General features: G+C 69.5%; 18 protein-coding genes. 6 read left to right on the top strand and 12 right to left on the bottom strand.

Annotation, left to right across the window (positions count from 1 at the left end; genetic code table 11):
* Positions 1–21 precede the first annotated feature (21 nt).
* A complete protein-coding gene (locus AWC19_RS31110) occupies positions 22–780 on the top strand; it encodes a TetR/AcrR family transcriptional regulator (RefSeq protein ID WP_085076919.1) in 759 nt (252 codons plus the stop codon).
* On the opposite strand, the gene atzF is transcribed toward AWC19_RS31110, so the two are convergent.
* From atzF to AWC19_RS04690, 7 genes are all read right to left on the bottom strand, one after another.
* Positions 735–2,486, bottom strand: coding sequence for an allophanate hydrolase (gene atzF, locus AWC19_RS04660; protein WP_085076920.1), 1,752 nt, complete (start codon positions 2,484–2,486; stop codon positions 735–737). The genes AWC19_RS31110 and atzF overlap by 46 nt on opposite strands.
* The gene (gene uca, locus AWC19_RS04665; protein WP_085076921.1) at positions 2,483–6,157 is read right to left on the bottom strand and encodes an urea carboxylase; all 3,675 of its coding nucleotides are present in this window, start codon (positions 6,155–6,157) and stop codon (positions 2,483–2,485) included. Before uca ends, atzF begins: the two co-directional genes overlap by 4 nt.
* Positions 6,154–6,813: an urea amidolyase associated protein UAAP2 gene (locus AWC19_RS04670; RefSeq protein ID WP_085076922.1), complete on the bottom strand. Its 660-nt coding sequence runs from the start codon at positions 6,811–6,813 to the stop codon at positions 6,154–6,156. The genes uca and AWC19_RS04670 overlap by 4 nt, the downstream gene beginning before the upstream one ends.
* The gene (locus tag AWC19_RS04675; protein WP_245848734.1) at positions 6,810–7,685 is read right to left on the bottom strand and encodes an urea amidolyase associated protein UAAP1; all 876 of its coding nucleotides are present in this window, start codon (positions 7,683–7,685) and stop codon (positions 6,810–6,812) included. The genes AWC19_RS04670 and AWC19_RS04675 overlap by 4 nt, the downstream gene beginning before the upstream one ends.
* Positions 7,686–7,966: 281 nt before the next feature.
* Positions 7,967–8,386, bottom strand: coding sequence for a type II toxin-antitoxin system VapC family toxin (locus tag AWC19_RS04680; RefSeq protein WP_245848736.1), 420 nt, complete (start codon positions 8,384–8,386; stop codon positions 7,967–7,969).
* Positions 8,352–8,582 carry a FitA-like ribbon-helix-helix domain-containing protein gene (locus AWC19_RS31520; protein WP_085076925.1) on the bottom strand — a complete coding sequence of 77 codons (231 nt, stop codon included), beginning with the start codon at positions 8,580–8,582 and terminating at the stop codon, positions 8,352–8,354. Before AWC19_RS31520 ends, AWC19_RS04680 begins: the two co-directional genes overlap by 35 nt.
* A 124-nt stretch (positions 8,583–8,706) precedes the next feature.
* Entirely contained in the window at positions 8,707–10,158 is a 1,452-nt protein-coding gene (locus AWC19_RS04690; protein WP_245848737.1) for a serine/threonine-protein kinase, read from the bottom strand.
* Between the two features lie 441 nt (positions 10,159–10,599).
* Here AWC19_RS04690 and AWC19_RS04695 point away from each other — a divergent pair, with 441 nt between their 5' ends.
* Together AWC19_RS04695 and AWC19_RS04700 are read left to right on the top strand one after the other, a co-directional pair.
* Positions 10,600–11,436, top strand: coding sequence for a PPE family protein, SVP subgroup (locus tag AWC19_RS04695; RefSeq protein WP_085076927.1), 837 nt, complete (start codon positions 10,600–10,602; stop codon positions 11,434–11,436).
* A 50-nt stretch (positions 11,437–11,486) separates the two neighbouring features.
* Positions 11,487–12,656 (top strand): PPE family protein, encoded by a 1,170-nt coding sequence (locus AWC19_RS04700; RefSeq protein ID WP_085076928.1) that lies wholly within the window; start codon positions 11,487–11,489, stop codon positions 12,654–12,656.
* Between the two features lie 17 nt (positions 12,657–12,673).
* Here AWC19_RS04700 and AWC19_RS04705 read toward each other — a convergent pair whose 3' ends face one another.
* Entirely contained in the window at positions 12,674–13,108 is a 435-nt protein-coding gene (locus AWC19_RS04705) for a hypothetical protein (RefSeq protein WP_085076929.1), read from the bottom strand.
* A gap of 109 nt (positions 13,109–13,217) precedes the next feature.
* Here AWC19_RS04705 and AWC19_RS04710 point away from each other — a divergent pair, with 109 nt between their 5' ends.
* Positions 13,218–14,489, top strand: coding sequence for an alpha/beta hydrolase (locus tag AWC19_RS04710; RefSeq protein WP_085076930.1), 1,272 nt, complete (start codon positions 13,218–13,220; stop codon positions 14,487–14,489).
* A 55-nt stretch (positions 14,490–14,544) separates the two neighbouring features.
* Here the strand turns inward: AWC19_RS04710 and AWC19_RS04715 are convergent, their stop codons facing one another.
* From AWC19_RS04715 to AWC19_RS04730, 4 genes are all read right to left on the bottom strand, one after another.
* Positions 14,545–14,928 (bottom strand): protease inhibitor I42 family protein, encoded by a 384-nt coding sequence (locus tag AWC19_RS04715; protein ID WP_276042910.1) that lies wholly within the window; start codon positions 14,926–14,928, stop codon positions 14,545–14,547.
* 247 nt (positions 14,929–15,175) lie between these two features.
* Positions 15,176–15,586, bottom strand: a complete 411-nt coding sequence (locus AWC19_RS04720; RefSeq protein WP_245848739.1) for a hypothetical protein — start codon at positions 15,584–15,586, stop codon at positions 15,176–15,178.
* Positions 15,583–16,389 carry an SDR family oxidoreductase gene (locus AWC19_RS04725; protein WP_085076932.1) on the bottom strand — a complete coding sequence of 269 codons (807 nt, stop codon included), beginning with the start codon at positions 16,387–16,389 and terminating at the stop codon, positions 15,583–15,585. Before AWC19_RS04725 ends, AWC19_RS04720 begins: the two co-directional genes overlap by 4 nt.
* A gap of 4 nt (positions 16,390–16,393) precedes the next feature.
* Positions 16,394–17,302: an RNA polymerase sigma-70 factor gene (locus AWC19_RS04730; RefSeq protein WP_085076933.1), complete on the bottom strand. Its 909-nt coding sequence runs from the start codon at positions 17,300–17,302 to the stop codon at positions 16,394–16,396.
* 252 nt (positions 17,303–17,554) lie between these two features.
* Here AWC19_RS04730 and AWC19_RS04740 point away from each other — a divergent pair, with 252 nt between their 5' ends.
* Entirely contained in the window at positions 17,555–17,935 is a 381-nt protein-coding gene (locus AWC19_RS04740; protein WP_142280987.1) for a hypothetical protein, read from the top strand.
* 111 nt (positions 17,936–18,046) lie between these two features.
* Positions 18,047–19,639 carry a Na+/H+ antiporter gene (locus tag AWC19_RS04745; RefSeq protein WP_085076936.1) on the top strand — a complete coding sequence of 531 codons (1,593 nt, stop codon included), beginning with the start codon at positions 18,047–18,049 and terminating at the stop codon, positions 19,637–19,639.
* The last annotated feature ends 4 nt before the right edge of the window (positions 19,640–19,643 follow it).

Raw genomic sequence — 19,643 nt, forward strand, 5'->3', positions numbered from 1 at the left:
GGGGATGGCATCCTCTGTGGAATGAGTTCACCCCGTCGCGGACGCCCCAGGATCATCGATCAGCGCAGACCTGGTGACACGCCGCGGGAGGAGATTCTCGACGCCGCCGCCGAACTGTTCACTGAATGCGGGTACACAGCAACGTCGACGCGGGCCATCGCCGACGCGGTCGGCATCAGGCAGAGCAGCATCTATCACCACTTCGAGACCAAGGACGACATCCTCGACAACCTGCTGGTGCGCACGGTCGACGCGTCGGCGGCACTCGCGCGACGGCTGCTCAACCACCCCGGGCCCGCGGCGAGCCGCCTTTACGTCATGGTCTGGTACGACTCACACCAGCTGCTCGCCAGTCGGTGGAATCTGGGTGCCTTATACCAGTTTCCGGAGACTCGGGGTACCAAGTTCCCCCACTTCGAGGCCCGCCGCGAATATCTCCGCAAGAGCTATCGGCAACTCGCGCGTCAAACGTGCGCCGACTCGAGCGCCTGGCAGCGGCGACCGAGAATCGAGACGACCGTCGCGACGGAATTACCGTTTCACTTCGTCGAGACCGCGATCCAGATCAGGCTCGATACCCCGGGATGGTTGGACAAGGTGGGGGCCGAGTGCATCGCCGATGGCATCGCCGACGCCTGCTTGCGCGCGCTGACCGCCACCAGCGGGGCGAGGCTGAAGACGCAGGCCCGTCGCATACTCGACGAGTTGGTGAACGCGCCCGATGCCGGCGGAACTCAGGCCGACGCCGCCTGCGCGGCGGAGTCCAACGCCCGCAAATAGCTCGGCCAATCGCCGTACTGGGAGATGTCCTCGCCCTCCCGCCACGCGTCGAGGGTGCAGCCGAAACCAACGACGTGCTCCCCGTTGGCCAGGGTGACCGGGCCGAGCGCCATCGGCGCGGGCAGGGCCGAAAGGAAATCGCCCAGCATGGCGGTGCCGACCAGCCACAGTTCGCCCCCGATCTGCACGCCGGCCTGGGCGCCGACCCGCACCAGCCCCGGCTTGGCCGGCGTGGTGTTGAGGCGAGCGAGCCGGTACAGCGGCGCGGTGGCGGCGGGTCCCACCCAGCGCGCCCCGCGGTCGGTGAGCTGATGCGCCAAAGGCTGGTTGTGCAGGTGCGCACCGACGACGAACAGTGGGACGGCGGCCAAGCCGGCCCGGACCGGCCAAGGGGCGCGGCCGCTGCCGGGCAGTGAAACCGCACCCGGGCGGGCCACCGGCCGCGTCGGGGCGATGACGAGGCGTGCCAGGTCCAGTGCGACGGCGTCGGCCCCCGACCTAGCGACCACCGTCACGCCGAACTGCGACCCGTCGGCTGTCCCCGACGGCACCGCAACCGCGCACAGGTCCATCAGGTTGCAGAAGTTCGTGTAGACGCCCAGCGCGGAGTTGACGGTGACGGGGTCGGCGTTGACCTCGGCGATCGTCGGGTGGCTCGTCGTGGTCGGAACCAGCAACGCGTCGCAGCCCCGCAATTCGGCGAGTGCGGTCGCGGTGAGTTCGGTCAGCCGGACGCGGTCGGCGAGCAGGTCGGTGGCGCGGACCGCCCCCGCAGCCGACACGATCGCCCCCACCGTCGGATCCACCTCGGCGCGGTGGGCGTCGACGAATGCCCCGACGGCCTCGTGTCTTTCGGCGACCAGGCCGCCCTCATAGAGCAAACGGGCCGCATCGAGGAACGCCGACAGGTCGATCTCACGCAGTGCCACACCGTGTTCCGCAAGACGGTCGCGGGCATCGTGAAACGCCGACCGCCACGGCCCGGACAGTCCCGGCAGTTCCCGCGGGACGGCCACTGTGGCATTGCGGGGCGCGGCCAGCGGCGCGTTCGGCGGAAACGGGCGCGCCCCACCGGCCATCAGCCCCATCGCGGCGTCGGCGGTGTCGATGTCGCGCGCCAGCACCGTCACGCAGTCATAGGAGCGGCACGCGGGAACGACCCCGGCGGTGGGCACCACGCCGGGCGTGGGTTTGATGCCCACGATGCCCTGCAGCGCCGCGGGCACCCGGCCGGATCCCGCCGTGTCGGTGCCGACGGCGATGTCGGCGAGACCGAGCGCGACGGCGACCGCCGACCCGGAGCTGGAGCCGCCCGAGATGCGTTCGGGCCGACGGGCATCCCGCACCGCGCCGTACGGGCTGCGCGTTCCGACCAGCCCGGTCGCGAACTGATCGAGGTTGGTCGCCCCGATTACGACGGCGCCGGCATCGCGTAACCGCGCCACGACGGGAGCGTCGGCGTCCGCCGGTGCGGTCGCGAAGGCCGGACATCCCGCGGTGGTGGCCAGGCCGGCGACGTCGACGTTGTTTTTGACGGCGGCGACCAGCCCGGCCAGCGGCAGGTCCTTTCCCTGCGCGACCGCGGCGTCGACGGCCACCGCCTCGGCCAGCGCATCGGCCATGGGCCGCAGAAAGATCCAGATCTCTGGCCGGTCGACGGCCTCGATGGCCGCGTACGCCGCGCGCACCCGCTCGACAGCGCTCATGCCGACACCTCCATGACGTCCCGCTCCGACACGGGTGGGCCCACGACGACCAACGGGGTGCCCGGGTCGACCTGGTTGCCGGCCTCCACCAATACCCTGGTGACGACACCGTCCGCGGGGGCGGTCACCACAGTCTCCATCTTCATGGCCTCCAGCGCGAGCAGCGACTGACCCGCCACCACATCGTCGCCGACCGCCACGTCCACCCGCCACACGTTGGCGGAGAACGGCGCATCCAACCGCTGCTCGTCGGGGTCGAGCACCAGGTCCACCGTGGCTGCGACAGAACGGGATTCGGCCCGTTGCGCGCGGTCGAACTCCCCCGCCCCAGCCCACGCGGCACGTTCGGCGACGAAGGCGCCGCTCTGACGCGCACGGAACTCCGCGATCGAGTCCGCATGGTCGGCAAGAAAGCGCTCGTGTTCGGCCAGCGAAAACGCCCCGGGGGTGATGTCGACCGAACCCCGGCCCGCGGCCAAGTCGGCGCGCAAATCCAGCAACTCTTCGGCGGACACCGGATACCAGCTGATTCGGTCGAAAAACCGTAGCAGGCATGGGTTTTCGGACTCGAACGGCGCGGTGTGTCGGTAGCGGCTCCACACCTGGGTGGTCCGCCCCACAAGCTGATAGCCGCCCGGCCCCTCCATGCCGTAGATGCACAGGTACGCGCCGCCGATGCCGACGGAGTTCTCGGCCGTCCAGGTGCGTGCGGGGTTGTACTTGGTGGTCACCAACCGGTGTCGAGGATCGAGCGGCGTTGCCACGGGCGCGCCGAGGTACACGTCGCCCAGCCCCAAGGTCAGGTACTCCGCGGCGAACACGGTGTCCATGACATCGGCCTGCGACGCCAACCCGTTGACGCGCCTGATGAACTCGATGTTGGACGGGCACCACGGCGCGTCGTCGCGCACACCCGACATGTACCGCGCGATGGCCTCCCGGGTCGCGGGGTCGTCCCAGCTCAGGGGCAACCGGACCGACCTGCTCGGCACCACGACATCCGACGTCGCCGGCAGCGCTTCTTCCACTTCGCGCAGCAGCCCGAGCAGCGAGTTGACCGAGAGCACGTCGGGGTCCACGTGCACCTGCAGCGACCGGATTCCCGGCGTCAGGTCCACTATTCCGGATACGTCGCCGTCTCGGCGCAGGCCGTCCAGGTGACGATGCAGGGCATGGACTCGGACGCGCAGTGCGAGGTCGAGAACCATGTCGCCGTACTCGACTAGCACGTTGTCGTCGCCGCTGCGTCGGTAAGTGACCGAGGGGCCGCCGTCTCCGGCACGGCGGGCCAGCACGCCGTCGTCGCCGTCGCCCCCGGTTCGTGGCACGAAACCCGTTGCGCCACGCGCCCTTCCCACGTCCCGGCGCGACGGCACATCGGCGGCGCGGACCGGGACGAACCGGACGGTGTCGCCCGGGCGCAACTGCCCCAGTTTCCATCGGTCGGCCGAGGTGACGGTCACCGGGCATACGAAGCCGCCCAGACTCGGGCCATCGGGGCCGAGCAGGATCGGGGTGTCACCGGTGAAATCCATTGCACCGACGGAATAGGCATTGTCGTGGATGTTCGAGGGATGGAGCCCGGCGTCCCCACCATCGGGGCGCGCCCATTCCGGCGTAGGCCCCTCGAGGCGCACGCCGGTGCGCGCCGAGTTGAAGTGCACGCGGTACCGGCTGCCGAAGATGGCGTCGATGTCAGCGCGGGTGAAGAACTCGGGTGCGCCGTGCGGGCCCTCGGTGACGGCGAGTTCCCAGTCGGACCGCAGCGTCGGGCGATCCTCGAGCGGCACCGCCACCGCGGGCCCGTTGTGCGGGGAGTGGTTGGCCCGCAGCACGTCACCGGCCACCAGTGGGCGCCCGCCGTGACCGCCGAACCGCCCGAGGGTGAAGGTGGACGCGCTGCCGAGATAGGCCGGCACGTCGAAGCCGCCGGCGACGAGAACGTATGTCCGCAAGCCCTTCTCGGCGGCACCGACGTCGAGCACAGCCCCCGCCGGTATCTCGACGGGCTCCCACATCCGGACGGGCGTGCCGTCCACCGTCAGTGGGCATTCGGCACCTGTGACGCACACCGTCGTCGGATGCGTCACGCGCAACGCCGGGCCCACCGACGTGCACTCGAGTCCCGGCGCTCCATCGACATTGCCAAGCGCACGGTTGCCGAGACGAAACGACAGGTCGTCCATCGGTCCGCTCGGCGGCACGCCGACGTCCCACATGCCCAGCCGCCCGGGCAGGTCCTGAACGGTGGTCAACAGGCCGGGACGCTCGACGATAATGCTGGGGCGCGGGTCCGTGACGGCGGCGAAGGTGGCGGTGCTATGCGTGCCGGCTCGCACGTCGCGGTGATCCAACGCCGCGCGGGCCACGCCGATGTTCACCTCGATGCCCCGCACGTCGGTGGCGTCCAGGGCGGCGCCGAGCCGATCCAGTGCGGTGTCGCGGTCAGGCGCTGCGGCGATGACTTTGGCCAGCAGCGGGTCGTACCACGCCGTGACGTCCGTCCCAGCCTCGACCCAGGTGTCGACACGGACCTTCGTTCCATCGGCGAGCCGGTCGGGAAACGTTACGGCAGTGAGCGTTCCGGTGCTTGGGCGGTAATCGCGGGTTGCGTTCTCGGCGTAGATCCGCGCCTCCACCGCATGGCCCACCGCGTCGACAGCACCTGTCATGGCGCCAGGCGCCAGGTGTTGCGACAGCATCTCCCGTTCGCCGCGAGCCAACCGAAACATCCAGGCCGGCAGGTCGATTCCCGTCACGGCCTCGGTGACGGGATACTCCACCTGCAGGCGCGCGTTCACCTCGAGGAAGGACGCCTGCCTGCGGCGCCGGTCGTAGACAAATTCGACGGTGCCTGCCGAGCGGTAGTTGACCGACGCGGCCAGCGTGCGGGACGACGAATGCAGCAGGTCGCGCAGTTCGTCCGGCAGCGCGGGCGCCGGTGCCTCCTCGATCACCTTCTGGTTGCGGCGTTGCAGTGAACAGTCGCGATCGCCCAGCGACAACACCCGACCCGCCCCGTCGCCGAAGATCTGCACCTCGACGTGCCGCGCGTCCTCGACAAAACGCTCCACGAACACGCCCGCCGAGCCGAAGCTGCGCTCAGCCTGCCGGGCCACGCGCTCGAACGCCGAGCGAAGTTCGGCGCGGTCGCGACACACCTGCATGCCGATCCCGCCACCGCCGCCGGTGGCCTTGAGCATGACGGGGTACCCGATGTCGTCGGCCGCGCGGGTCGCCGCGTCCGCGCTGTCGAGCAGATCCGATCCCGGAAACACCGGGACACCCGCCGCCACAGCCGCCGCGCGGGCCGTGTGTTTGGTGCCGAACACCCGCAGTTGGTGTGGGGTCGGGCCGACGAAGGACATGCCCGCATCCTCCACGGCGGCGGCGAAATCGGCGTCCTCCGAGAGGAATCCGTACCCCGGGTGGATCATGTCGGCACCGGCCTCGTCGGCGGCGGCAAGGATCGCGTCGATCCGCAAATAGCTTTCGCCGGGCGCGGCTGGGCCGAGCCGCACTGCGGCGTCGGCGATCCGGACGTGGGGCGCGCCGCGGTCGGCGTCGGAGAACACCGCGACCGTGCGCAGGCCCAGCAGCCTTGCCGAGCGTATCAGCCGGACGGCTATCTCCCCCCGATTGGCGATGAGGACCGTCTGCGCCGCGGTCACTCGCCGCCCGCCTGACCCGGTCGGGTCACAATCATGCGGACCGGCGTGGGGTTGAATGCGTTGCAGGGGTTGTTGATCTGGGGGCAATTCGACACCAGGACCAGCGTGTCGATGTCCGCGCGCAGCGCGACACGCTTGCCCGGCGCGGACAGGCCGTCGACGATGCCGAGCGCGCCGTCGGCGTCGACGGGCACGTTCATGAACCAGTTGATGTTGCTGGCGAGGTCCCGGGCGTCCAAGCCGTAGCGCGCGCCTTCGATCAGGAAGTTCTCCATGCAGGCGTGCTGGGCCCGGGTGTGCTGACCGTAGCGCAGGGTGTTGGACTCCTTGGAGCATGCGCCGCCAAGCGTGTCGTGCGCTCCCACCTCGTCGGCGACCACCGTCATCAACGCGGCACCGGTGTCCGCGCGCAGTACCGATCCAGTGGTCAGCGTGATGCGCCCCTGCCGCGCAATGGTTTCCGGCGCAGAGTAGCGGACCGACGTGTCGGCGGCGGAATAGAGCAGGCAGTCCACCGCCTGGTTGCCGGCGAGGTCGACGATGGTGAGCACGTCGCCGGCGGCGACCACCGCCGACCACGCCGCGCGCGGGGCGACGGTCCGGTCGAGGACGACCGCCCCGTCCACGAGGGCTTCGGTTGGGTGGGTGGCGGTCACTGCACTCCTCGGGCGGCTAGGTCGGCGTCGGTGTTCGCGACGGCCTGTCGGTGCTCGGGGCCCAGGGGACCGATCAGCTGACCGGCCACCAACCTGTCGAGGTCGGACGCGGCGGGCCACGCGTGAATCCGCAGGGGCGAACACGTGAATTCGGGCCTCGGGTCGAGGGGATGAGCGGTGTTGGCGACCAGGACGATCGCGTCGACATGCAGAAGCAAATCGACATGGGTGCCCGGCCCGGACGATCCCTGCCAAGTGAACGTGCCGTCCGAGCCGACGCGAACCCCCTGAAAAAACGACAGCGACGGCGGCAGGTCACGTTGCGACAAGCCGTGTTTGAGCGCTCCGAGCAAGAACAGCTGACGCCCGGCCGGAGATGCCGACTCGGGCGCGCCGGCGCCGTATTTCTCTTCGTTGCCCGCGAGCGTCGTGGTTCCCGTGAGGGCATCGTGGGCGCCCGACGTGTCGGCGACGATGGTCGCCAGCACCCGGCCGAAGCCGCTCAGCAACGGGTGGCCGGTACCGAGGTAGGCCTGCCACGGGACCTTGACCGTATCGGCGATGTTGAGCCGCTCGTGGGTGGCATCGGCCCGGTGCAGCAGCAGATGGGCGCACGCATCGCCGTCAGGGTCGGCCAGGCGGACTCGGGTGCCCCGCGATAGGACGGCGGTGGTGTAGCCCCCCGGCGCCACCGTCTCCGACCACACCAACCGCCCGGCCGGTACGTCGGGCGGGCGGGTCGGGCTCGCGTCGGCGGGGATGTGGCGCATGAATTCCGCGGCACGTCCATGCTGTGCCCGCGCGTGGGCACGGGCACCCGCCGTGGTGGCGGTCTGCGACGCGCCGCCGACTTCGGTCGTGTCAGCGGTCACCGGAAACCCCTCGATCCGTCGGGGCGGCGCTGCCCCGGGCAATATCTATCGATTGACAGTTTTGTCTGCAACATTTAGCGCGCCGAATGGCCTCGAGATCAACAGCAGACGGCCCGAGTGCGAATTTGCTTACGCGAACGTAACATTCGACCCGCGATGTGCCTGCCGCGCCGCAATGCCCGCCGCACGGCGACACTGGCCGCGCGACGGGTGTCTGTCGCCGCGAGTGGGCACGAGGCGCGGCACCCGATACACGCAAGGTCGGACGCCGGCGCCGGGCACTAGCTTCTACCGACAACCTCCACCACGCAACGCACGCCAGAGGCACGTGAAAGTCGCGCGTCGGCGGTGACCAGCGCGACATCCAGGGCTTCCGCCAGCGCGATATACGCGGCGTCGTAGGGCGTAACGGCATCCCGAAAATCCCAGACGCGCTGCAGCAACGGCTGGTGCGGGGAGCGGCGCAATGGCAAATCCCCCAAATCCGCTACCGCGCTCACCGCCCTCCTCGCAGGCATCAGCTTTGCCGCGACTTGACGTCGCCACACCGATAGAACCTCGATGTCGACAAGTTCGGGCGCGACCAACGCCTCGTTCGCTAACCGCTGCCTAGCCTGCTGGCCATCCGCTCCGTCGTCGCCCAGGGCCACTGCCAAAACGCTTGCATCAACGACGATCACGTTCGGCCCGAACGTGATCAACGGCGTCCTTAAAGGACACCCGGCCACCGCGGCGATCGGCGACACGGCCCAAAACCTCATCCAGAGTGGGCTGATTCGCCTCAGCGATCAGACGGCATCGAAGGTACTCCTGCAGGGACTGATGCGCACGGGCGGCCCTCTCGCGCAAAACTCGGTGGGTGTCCTCCGGAACGTCTTTGATCTGGACGCTAGGCATGGCGCCAATATGGCGCCAACAGCGCCAAAACGCAAGCGTCACCAGCCAGGGCCTGCGGCGAATGGCATAAGTTGTCCGGCCCCAAATCCCGTGCGTCACGAGAGTCAGGTGTGGTCAGTGTGACTTACCCAGCCGACGCGTATTCCAGCACCGGCTCAGAGGAATCGACGTGCCCATTGCTGATGATCCGCAGCCGTTCCGGGCGCACCTCGTAGCGAACCCCGTCAGACGGATTGGTCACGTCGAATCCACCCGAGGAGCGCACCACGTCCGTCAGCTCGATGTTGGCGCCATCGCGGATGCGCTCGCCGTGGAAGTAGTAATTGCCGGGCGCGCTTTGGCACACCACCGCAAGTGACTGGGCCGTTCGCAGCACCGCGGCGGGAGGGTTGCCCGGCTCGCATCGCGCGGTATGCCCGACGAAGCCCAGGCCGTCGGCCCCCTGGACGGGTTGTGACAGCGACGGCGTCTTCGTCATCGACGGGGTCGGGGCTGCCGCCGACAGGGTTGCGGGTGACGAACCGTCGCGTGAGCCGCCGAAGAGCACCGATGTCGCCGCGATGACCGCCGCGACCACCAACAGTGCCGCCGCCGCCCCGCCGACCAGGACGGGTGCCCGTCCCAGGACCGGCTTGGCCGGCGGTCGGGGCTCCGGCGCGGGCGGCGGATACGGGCTGTAACCGGTGTCGTCCGGATTGGGGTAGACGGTCCAGAACGGCCGGGTGCGCGACGGCGGGCTGGGAGACGCCGCGGGAGTGGGCGGGAGTCGCGGGTTCGAGGGCGACGGCCCGAAAGCCTCCCTGGCCAGTTCACCCGCGGACGAGAACCGCGCGGCGGACTCCTTGGCCATGCCTTGGGCGATGACGCCGTCGAACGCCTTGTCGATTCCTCGGCGCATGATGCTCGGCCGGGGCGGCGGCAAGAACAGGTGCGCGCTGATCAGTTGCTCGCGCGTATCGCACTCGAACGGCGGTTGCCCGGTGAGGCACTCGTAGAGCACGCACGTCAGCGAGTAGACGTCGGCCCGCGGTGTCGCGCGACCGCCGTTGAGAAATTCGGGCGCGGTGTAGTCGCACGACCCGCTTACCGATGCGGCCCCGAAGTCGCAGAGGTACGCATGCTTGTCGGTAGTCAGCAGCACGTTTTCGGGTTTGACGTTCCTGTGCACCAGCCCGGCGACGTGGGCAGCATCCAGCGCGGCTGCCACCTGGGCCGTGATCGCCGTCGCCTGCCCGGGGGCCAGCGCGCCCTGGGCGGCCAGCAGGTCTTTCAGGCTGACGCCCTCGACCAGGCGCATGTCGATGAAGGGCACTCCCTCGATGTCCCCGAAGTCATGCACCGGGATGACATGCGGTTCCTGCAGCCGAGCCACGACGCAAGACTCTTGCCGGAAGCGTTGCTGGAAGCCCGGGTCCGACGCCATCCCGCTGCGGAGCAGCTTGAGCGCGACGGTTCGCCCGTTGCGCGTGTCGTAGGCCCGGTACACCTCGCCCGTTCGAGCCGCGCCGATGCGCGATCGCAGCTCGTAGGGCCCGAAACGGGCGCCCGGGAGCGGGTGGCGGTGGGCCGAAAACAACTGACGATCCTTTCCCTGCGTTTCGACGGCTTGGCGAGGGTTCCCCGAATCGGCTTGCGGATAACCTTCAACGACGGGCATCGTCGCCCTTCTCCAGGGCCGTAAAACCGAAACCACCCGCGTCACAGGATGTTCGAAGCGCGCTCCTCTCCGAGAGGCCAAAGTGCAGACCGTGACTTAGTCGGTCAAAGCGACCGGCCGCGGCCGCCGGTGAGCCGGACCCGAGAGCTCGCGCAAAAATCCACGCCCGAGAACTCTTGAGCGCGGTTGCAAGGCGTTGGAGTATTAAGTCTGACCCTCCTACGGCGACTCGCCAAAGGACGCAGATGTGAGCGATCGACATGATGCGACATCGCTTCCGTCCCAACGTCGCCCAACCCTGTGCGCGCTCAATCGAAGCGTCATCAGTCCAAGTCACCACATCCGCAGAAGGGGGCACCCATGTATTTTGTAACCACACATCCTGAAGCGCTGGCCTACGCGGCGGGCAAGCTGCAAACGCTCGGCACCGCAATGGCCGCCGAGAGCGCGGCCGCGGCGGGCCCGACAACCGGACTGCCTCCCGCCGCCGCCGACGAGGTATCGGCATTGCAGGCAGCCATTTTCACGGCATACGGCTCCCTGTACCAGTCGGTCAACGCACAAGCGAGCGCAATTCACGACCTGTTCGTAAACACCTTGGGGGCCAGCGCCGGTTCCTACTCGGCCACCGAGTCCACCAACTCGCTGACGACCGCTTCGCCGTTCTCCCAACAGGTTTCGGGTATTTTCAGTGCTGCCGCCAACTCGGCACAAGCCGAACTGCCGGGCAGCGACCTCGCCAACATCCTCGACATCGGGACCGGCAACTGGGACTCCGCCGCGTCGGACCTGCTCGGGATGTGCGGCGGCGGCCTTCTTCCCGCCGCCAACGAGACCGGTGACTTCTCCGCCGACGCCACCGCCGCGAGCTTGGACGCAAACGTCCTGCCGGGCGCAGCGGGGCCGGCGGCTCCTGCAGGCGCAGGCGGTGTTCCGACGGTGCCCGCTCTGGGCCCGGCGGCCTCGGTCGGCGGGTTGTCGGTGCCGCCCAGCTGGGCCGCTGGAGCCGGCCCCGCGGCGGCGGATCCTAGCCCGGCAGCCACCGCGGGCTGGACCGCGCCCGCAGCCCAAGGCGCGCCGGTGACGACCATGCCGGCCGCGATGCCCGCGGTGGCCACGGCGGGCAAGGCCGCCGGGATGGGTGCGCCGCGGTACGGCGTCAAGCCCACCGTGATGGGACGGCCGGCGGGCGTGTAGGGATCACGGATTCGATTGCAGCAACCAAACTTTCAGGAAAGGTTACCGAGATGGACTTCGGAGCGTTGCCCCCAGAGATCAACTCCGCGCGGATGTATGCCGGTGCCGGTGCGGGACCGATGATGGCCGCCGCGTCGGCGTGGAACACCCTCGCCGCCGAATTGAGTTCGACCGCAGCCGGTTACGAGTCGGTCATCACCGAACTCACCGCCGAGCAGTGGCTGGGCCCGGCGTCGACATCGATGGTCGCGGCGACCCAACCGTACGTGGCGTGGATGAACGTCACCGCCGCGCACGCTCAGCACGCGGCCACGCAGGCCGCGGCCTCCGCGGCCGCCTTCGAGGCGGCCTTTGCGGCGACGGTGCCCCCGTGGGTGGTCGCTGCCAACAGGGCTCAGCTGGCCACACTCGTTGCGACCAACTTCCTCGGGATAAACACGCCGGCGATCATGGCCACCGAGGCGGCCTACGCCGAGATGTGGGCCCAGGACGCCGCCGCGATGTACGGCTACGCCGCCTCCTCGGCGAGCGCCGGATGGTTGCACCCGTTGACGTCCCCCGCGCAGACCGCCAACCCGCAATGGCTGGCCGGCCAGGCCGCCGCGGTCGGCCAAGCCGGTGCCACCACGAGCACGCAGGCCGACCTCGTGCAGGCAATCTCCAGCTTGCCCAATGCCGTTGCCGCGCTGGCCTCCCCGGCCGCCGCGGTACCCGCCCAGGCGACGCCGATCGTGGGCGACCCGTTGGTGGCCAACACCATCAACGGGGCGGTGGACGCGACCGCCTGGTGGGTCATGAACACCATCCCGAACTCAGTATTGCTGAGCCACGCCATGACCACCGCCCCCGCGACGGCCCCCGTAGTGGCCAGTGCACACGCCGCCCCGAGCGCTTTCGCGGCAACCGGCCTGGCGGCCCCGGCGGTGCCCGCCAGCGCTCCTGGAGTCGGTGGGGCGCCGGCGCTGGTGGGTTTGGGCCAGGCGTCCACGGTCGGCGGTTTGTCGGTGCCGGCCAGTTGGTCCGCGGCCGCCCCGCCGACCAGTTCCGGCGCATCGGCATCGGCCGGCTCGGGGTGGGCCGTTGACGCGGAGCCGGCGGCGCCGGCGACGGCGGTGCCGGCCGGGATGCCGTCGATGGCCATGGCTGGGACATCCCCGGGGTTCGGCGCGCCACGATACGGATTCAAACCGACCGTGATGCCCAAAACCGTCCTCGCCTGACGAGGCGCCCCTAGGGGTCAAGCTGACGGTTTGAGTTGTATCTGGTTGGTTTGCGTGTATCCCGGCGGTCGGCCGCAGGCTGCCTGCGTGTAGACCTGTTGATCGGTGCCCGCGAGGGTGTTGGGGTCCCACGTTATGTGGGCGTTGGCGGCGTAGGGGACTCTGGTGCCGTCCGCGCAGCGCACGTTGTCGAACATGTCCATCACCCATTGACCGTCGACCAACTGCGCTCGGCTAGTCCCATGCCCAGCTGTTATGTCGACGCATCCGTCGCCGCAGGGGTTGACGTTCCATTGGGTGACGAACGCCTGGCCAGCCGGGTTCTTCTCGGTAAGGACGTAGTTGCCGATCATCGCCGGAGCGCCGGACGCGGGTGCGGCCGTTGCTCCCGCGGAGATGGCGACACTGGCGGCCAGGGCCGCGACCGGCGTAATTGTGCGCGTGATGTCCATGGCTTCACCCCGCCTGACCCGATGTTCGATTTGCTGGCTACCTCCGGTTTTACTCGTCCCGGTCGCCGGGTACACGCCCACCGCTCGCCCACCTCGTAAGGTGTGCCGCATGAGCGCGAGAACCATCCACATCCTCCGGCAGGTGGCGTCGCTGGTGGTCACGGCGGTCACCGCTGCGAGCACCCTCAACGCCTATCGGCCGCTGGCCCGCAAGCGCTACGCGTCGCTGTTCTCGTGGTTGTTCGGCATGCTGGTCACCGAGCTGCCGCTGCAGACCCTGGCCAGCCAGCTCGTCGGGCTGGCCCTCACCTCGCGCCGGCTGATCCCGCCGGTGCGAATCCTGGCGTGGCTGACGGCGGCCGTCTCGGCGGCGGGCCTGCTGAACTTCAGCCGCGCCGGGCACCAGGCCGACGTGCCGCTCACCAAGGCGCTCGACGACGGGCTGGGGCCGCAGCGGCGCACCGACTCCGAGGGGCTCTGGCGCCACCCGGCCGCCGAGGGCACCGCCAAGGCGCCCGGCGTGCTGCGCATGCTGCGGATCTACAACGACTACGCCCACGACTCCGACATCAGCTACGGCCCCTGCGGCAGGGCGAACCACCTCGACATCTGGCGGCGCCCCGACCTTGACCGCCACGGCAAGGCGCCGGTGCTCTTCCAGATCCCCGGCGGCGCCTGGACGACGGGCAACAAACGCGGGCAAGCACATCCGCTGATGAGCCACCTCGCCGAGCTGGGATGGATCTGCGTCGCGGTCAACTACCGGCACAGCCCGCGCAACACCTGGCCCGACCACATCGTCGACATCAAGCGCGCCCTCGCCTGGGTCAAGGCGCACATCGGCCAATACGGCGGCGACCCGAACTTCGTTGCCATCACCGGGGGTTCGGCCGGCGGACACCTTTCGGCGCTGGCGGCGCTGACCCTCAACGACCCGCAGTTCCAGCCGGGATTCGAAGACGCCGACACCCGCGTGCAGGCGGCCATCCCGTTCTACGGCATCTACGACTTCACCCACTTCGACCAAACGCTGCATCCGATGATGCCGGGGCTGCTGATCAAGTCGATCATCAAGCAACGGCCCTCGACGCACCGGCAGACGTTCGAGGCCGCGTCGCCGATCTACCACATCGGCCCCGACGCTCCCCCGTTTTTCGTCCTGCACGGCACCAACGACTCGCTGGCCTACGTCGAGCAGGCTCGCACGTTCACGACCAAGCTGCGCGAGGTCAGCAACCAACCCGTCGTGTATGCCGAATTGCCTCTGGCCCAGCACGCTTTCGACATCTTCGGCTCGGCCCGGGCGGCGCACACCGCGGTCGCCGTCGAGCATTTCCTGGCCGAGGTGTACACGGCGAAACTGAAGGCCAACGCGGCCTAAGGATTTTTTGTAGTTCAGCTTCGTCGAGCCAAGTTGGGAAGAAAGCCGAACACTTCTATCGCACCGTCACGTTGGCCGTGTACGTGCACACCGGTTTGTTGTCCTTGCCGACGATGCTGGCGTAGGACGTGCTGATCGTCGTGCGCCCCGGCTTGAGCGCCGAGAACGTCCACTCCTCGGTGCCGGGCGCGCCCAGCGCGTCGGAGGTGGGGTGCACGTACTCGTGGCTGAGTTGCTTGACGATTGTCGAGTCACCGATCTTCGTGTCGGGCTTCCACCGGTAGGGCGTCGAATAATTCGAGCCGAGCTTGACCGTCAACGTGTTGCCGACGGCCAGCGTGACGTTCTGCGTGATGGCGTTCTGCTTGAGCACGTCGTCCATGGGGACCTGCAGGGTCTGACTGGTCGGCGGGTTCCTGGACGCGAACGTGCAGCCCATGGCCGTCGATGCCACGAGCACCCCGACTGCCAGCACCACCCTCACGTTCACCCGAACACCCCTTCAACTTGTACGCAACGGCCGCTGCAGAATAATCGACCAACGCCCACCCGACGGTTGAATGCGTGATCGGTGGAAGTGGCGAGCCGCGGCACGGGAAGCCGCGCGGCCTCGGCACCCGTCAACGTCCGGTCGACTCACTCAGGCGGCTGCGCGCCGCCTCCCCTGTCCACCAAACAGCTCAATCTTAGTGGCTGCCGCGCCGCCCGGTCAGAAGCAGCAGGCCCGCCGGGAGCAGGACCCCGACACCGAGGATCGCCGTCTGCCCGACGGCGGCCGCCGTGGTGAAGTTCTCCAGGTGCGTCGTGTGGAAAAGGAAATGCAGGACGGCGAACACCAGGTAAGCACCCAACCCGACCTGGACCATGCGGCGTTCCATCGTGACCGCGGCGACGACGAGGACCAGCGCAAGCGACAGGCTCAGCGCGCCGACGTCGCGCATCAGGTGTTCGGAGTACGGCGGCAGCAGGTCCACCCAGGGCACGTAGTGGTAAAAGCCGCGAGGGGACACCGTGGCGACGACCCCGACCGCGAGCTCGACGAGCGCCAAAAACCACAGCCCGCCGCGCAGCGCGGGGCTGGTCAGCCGAGCGTTCATCGGGCCTCCCTGCTTGGACGGAACCTCAGGTAGTCGCGGATCGCGTCGCTGTAGGGCAGTTGGCCGGCCTCGAGCTGCCGGCGCAGGTACTGCTCAAATGTGACCGTGCCGGCGGCGCCCCCCGTGGCCAGCAGCCCGCCGGCGGCCACGGCGCGAAACACCCTGCCGGGCAGTCGAATCGGCGCTACCGGCCGGCGCTTACCGACGGTGGCCAGGTAGCCGTGGGCGAGATCGCCGAGCGCGCGCACCTGCGGGCCACCGAAGTCCCGCGCCCGCCCGACGGGCTCGCCCAGCGCCAGGTGGGCCAGCCGCTGACCCACCTCGCGCACGTCGACCGGTTGCAGGCTCGCCGACGGCACCGCCAACACCGGCGGTTTGGCCAGCATGCGCAGGATCACCGCGACGAGATCGTGAAACTGGGTCGCCCGCAACACCGTCCAGGGCAGGCCCGACTCGGCGATCAGGCGTTCGCTGGCCAGCCGCCTGCGATAAAAGCCGAACGGGACCCGGTCGACCCCGACGATCGAGACGTACACCAGGTGCGGCGAGCCGGCCCGCCGCGCCGCCGCGACCAGGGGCCGGCTCGGCCCGACGCAGTGCACGATGGCGTCGACGCCGTGCACCGCGGCGTCGAGCCCGCCGCCGGTCGTCACGTTGCCGACGACGTGCTGGACGTCGGTGCGCTGGCGCCGCCGCTTGCCGCGGCTCAGCACGCGCACGTCGCTGCCCGCGGCGGTCAGATGCTCGACGACGACGTTGCCGACGGTTCCGGTGCCGCCGGTTACCAGGACTCGGTTGGTCACACCGTTACGGACCGGACAGGCCCGCCGGATGTGACAGCTGGCCGGCGATGAACCGCAGCTTGTCGGGATTGGCCATCACCCGCAGGGCGGCGATCCGGTCGCCCGCGATGTCGAAGCACACGACGCCGGCGAGCCGGTCGCCGTCGAAGGCCAGCATGGCCGGCTCGCCGTTGACCTCGGCGACGTCCAGCCGCAGGGCCAGCTGCGGCAGGTTCCTGCCGAACAGGCCCGCCGCGTAGCGCGCCAGCCGGTCGCGGCCTTCGATGGGGCGCCGCGCGGCCGACACCTTGCCGCCGCCGTCGGCGGTGGAGGTCGCGTCGGCGGTCAACAGTTCGACGAGCCCGGCCACGTCACCGGCGCCGGCGGCGGTGAAGAACCGGTCGACCAGGCGGCGCCAATGGGCCGGGTCGGGCCGGAAACGCTGACGGGGTTCGCCCACGCGCTGCCGCGCGCGCCGGTACAGCTGGCGGGCGTTGGCCTCCGACGTCTCCAAGATCTCGGCGATCTCGAAGTGGCTGTAGGAGAACGCCTCTCGCAGGACGAACGCCGCCCGCTCGGTCGGGCCGAGGCGCTCCATCACGCTCAGCAGCGCGATCGACACCGACTCGCGCTGTTCGGCGGTTTCCAGCGGGCCCAGCGCGCGGTCCTCGGTGAGCACCGGCTCCGGCAGCCACGGGCCGGGATAGACCTCCCGGCGGGCGCGCGCCGACGTGAGCCGGTTCAGGCACAGGTTTGTGACGGTCTTGGTGAGCCACGCCGGCAGCGACTCGATCGCCTCGTGATCGGCGGCGTGCAATCGCAAATAGGCGTCCTGCACCGCGTCTTCCGCCTCGCTGGCCGACCCCAGCAACCGGTAGGCCAACCAGAACAGGCGCCGCCGCTGCGCCTCGAACGCACCGACGACATCGGTCATACGTCCCAGACTGCCATGCCGGCGTTTCCGGCCGCGCGTTTGCTGGACCTAGCTTCTGTGCACGTTTGGCATCATCCGGCCCTGCCGCCACCGGCTCGGCGGCGAGCTCGCGGCGGCCTCTACAGCCCAGTTGTGCGGATTGTGTCTGGCGCTGCGCGACGACCACGGGCCAGGTCGCGCGGGTCGCCACCGACTGCGTGCGACCTGGCCGGCGGCCCCGCGAACCAGGCGCCGCTGCGCGAGATCGGGCGGTTGTTCGGCCGAGTGGCCCACCTGCTCGACGCGGTCGAGGACTACCGCGACGACGTCTCGCGCGGCAAGGGGAACCCGCTGACCGCCACCGGAACTCCGGTCGGGGCGGCCCGAGGGTGGTGTGACGACGCGGCGCTGGGCATCGAGCTGGCGCTGACCGACGTCGAATTCACCGACGGGCGCCTGGCCCATCAGCTGTTGACCGGTGAGGTGCGCGCCGCGATCACCTGCACGTTCGCCCGGGCCGGCTACCCGGCCGGCAACCCGGGCGCCGAACCCGCGGCCGAGGGCGAGGCCCCCAACCCCAAACGCAAGAAGGATCGGGACGGGTGCTGGTGGTGCTGCGATGGATTCGACGGCGACTGCTGCGACTGGCCCTGAACTCGATAGCGCATCCGCTAGCGCGTTTCAGACTCGCCTAATGCTCCCGCACGGCGCGAGCCCCGGGAGCCCCACGCCGCGCAAAGCCGGCAGGTCCGGCAGGATGGGCAGGTGTTTGGCCTCGTCCTGATCGTCGCGCTCGTCTCCACCGTCATCTTGGGGACGGTCATCGGCCGGCGCTATCGGGTGGGCCCTCCTGTCCTGCTCATCCTGCTGGGGGCGCTGCTGGGCCTGATCCCGCAGTTCGGCCACGTCCACATCGACGGCGAGATCGTGCTGCTGCTGTTTTTGCCCGCAATCCTTTACTGGGAGGGCCTGAACACCAGCTTTCGCGAGATGCGGGCGAACGTACGCATCATCGTCATCCTCAGCGTCGCGCTGGTGATCGCCACGGCGGTCGCGGTGTCCTGGACGGCGCGGGCCCTCGGCATGGAATCCCACGCGGCGGCCGTGCTGGGTGCCGTGCTGTCCCCCACCGACGCCGCCGCCGTGGCCGGCCTGGCCAAGAAGCTGCCCCGCCGGTCGCTAACCGTGCTGAAGGCCGAGAGTCTCATCAACGACGGCACCGCGCTGGTGCTGTTCGCCGTCAGCATGCGCGTCGCGGTCGGCGGGGCCGCCATCACCCCGCTCGACCTGACCGGCCGGTTCGTCGGCTCCTACCTCGGCGGCATCGCCGCCGGGCTGTTGGTCGGCGGGTTGGCGACGTTGGTGCGCAGGCGAATCGACGCACCGCAAGAGGAAGGGGCCCTGAGCCTGCTCACGCCGTTCGCGGCGTTCCTGTTGGCCCAGGCGATCGACTGCAGCGGAGTGGTCGCGGTGATGGTGTCGGCGCTGGTGCTCGCCTACGCCGGGCCGGTGGTGATCCGGGCCCGGTCCCGCCTGAAGGCCTTCGGCTTCTGGGACATCGCCACCTTCCTGCTCAACGGCTCGCTGTGGGTGTTCGTCGGGGTGCAGATCCCCAACGCGCTGCGCGGCATCTCGGAAGTCGGCGGCGGGGTGCGCCACGCCACCTACATCGCGCTGGCCGTGACCGCCGTGGTGATCGCGACGCGGATCGTGTGGGGAGAGACCACCACCTGGATGATTCGCCTCGTCGACCGCAGGGCGGCGCAGCGGGACCGTCGCGCGCCCTGGCGTCATCGTGTCGTCATCGCCTGGGCCGGATTCCGCGGAGCCGTTTCGCTCGCCGCGGCGCTGGCCGTGCCGGCGACCACGCTCAGCGGCGCGCCGTTCCCCGACCGCAGCCTGCTGATCTACGTCGTGATCCTCGTCATCCTGGTCACCGTCCTGGTCCAGGGCAGCACGCTGCCCGCCGTGGTGCGATGGGCCCGCATGCCCGAGGACGTCGCCTACGCCGAGGAGCTGGAGCTGGCCCGCAAGCGCGGTTCGCAAGCGGTCCTCGACGCGCTGCCGAAGGTCGCCGCCGAGGTCGGCATCAGCGAGGACCTGCAGAGGCGGCTGCGAAAGGAATTCGAGGACAAGGCCGCGCTGGTCGTCGCGACGGAAGACGGCTCGACGAACGACCACCTGGCCAAGAAGAAGGAACTGGTCCGGCAGGTGCGGCTGGGCGTGCTCGAGCACAAGCGCCGCGAAATCACCGCGCTGCGCAACCAAAACCTCATCGACGACATCGTGCTGCGCGAGCTGCAAGAACAGATGGACCTGGAGGAGGTCCAACTGCTCAACTCCGCCGAAACCAATTGAGCCG

Origin of the sequence: Mycobacterium palustre, assembly GCF_002101785.1 — a bacterium.
In the GTDB taxonomy this organism is placed as follows: domain Bacteria; phylum Actinomycetota; class Actinomycetes; order Mycobacteriales; family Mycobacteriaceae; genus Mycobacterium; species Mycobacterium palustre.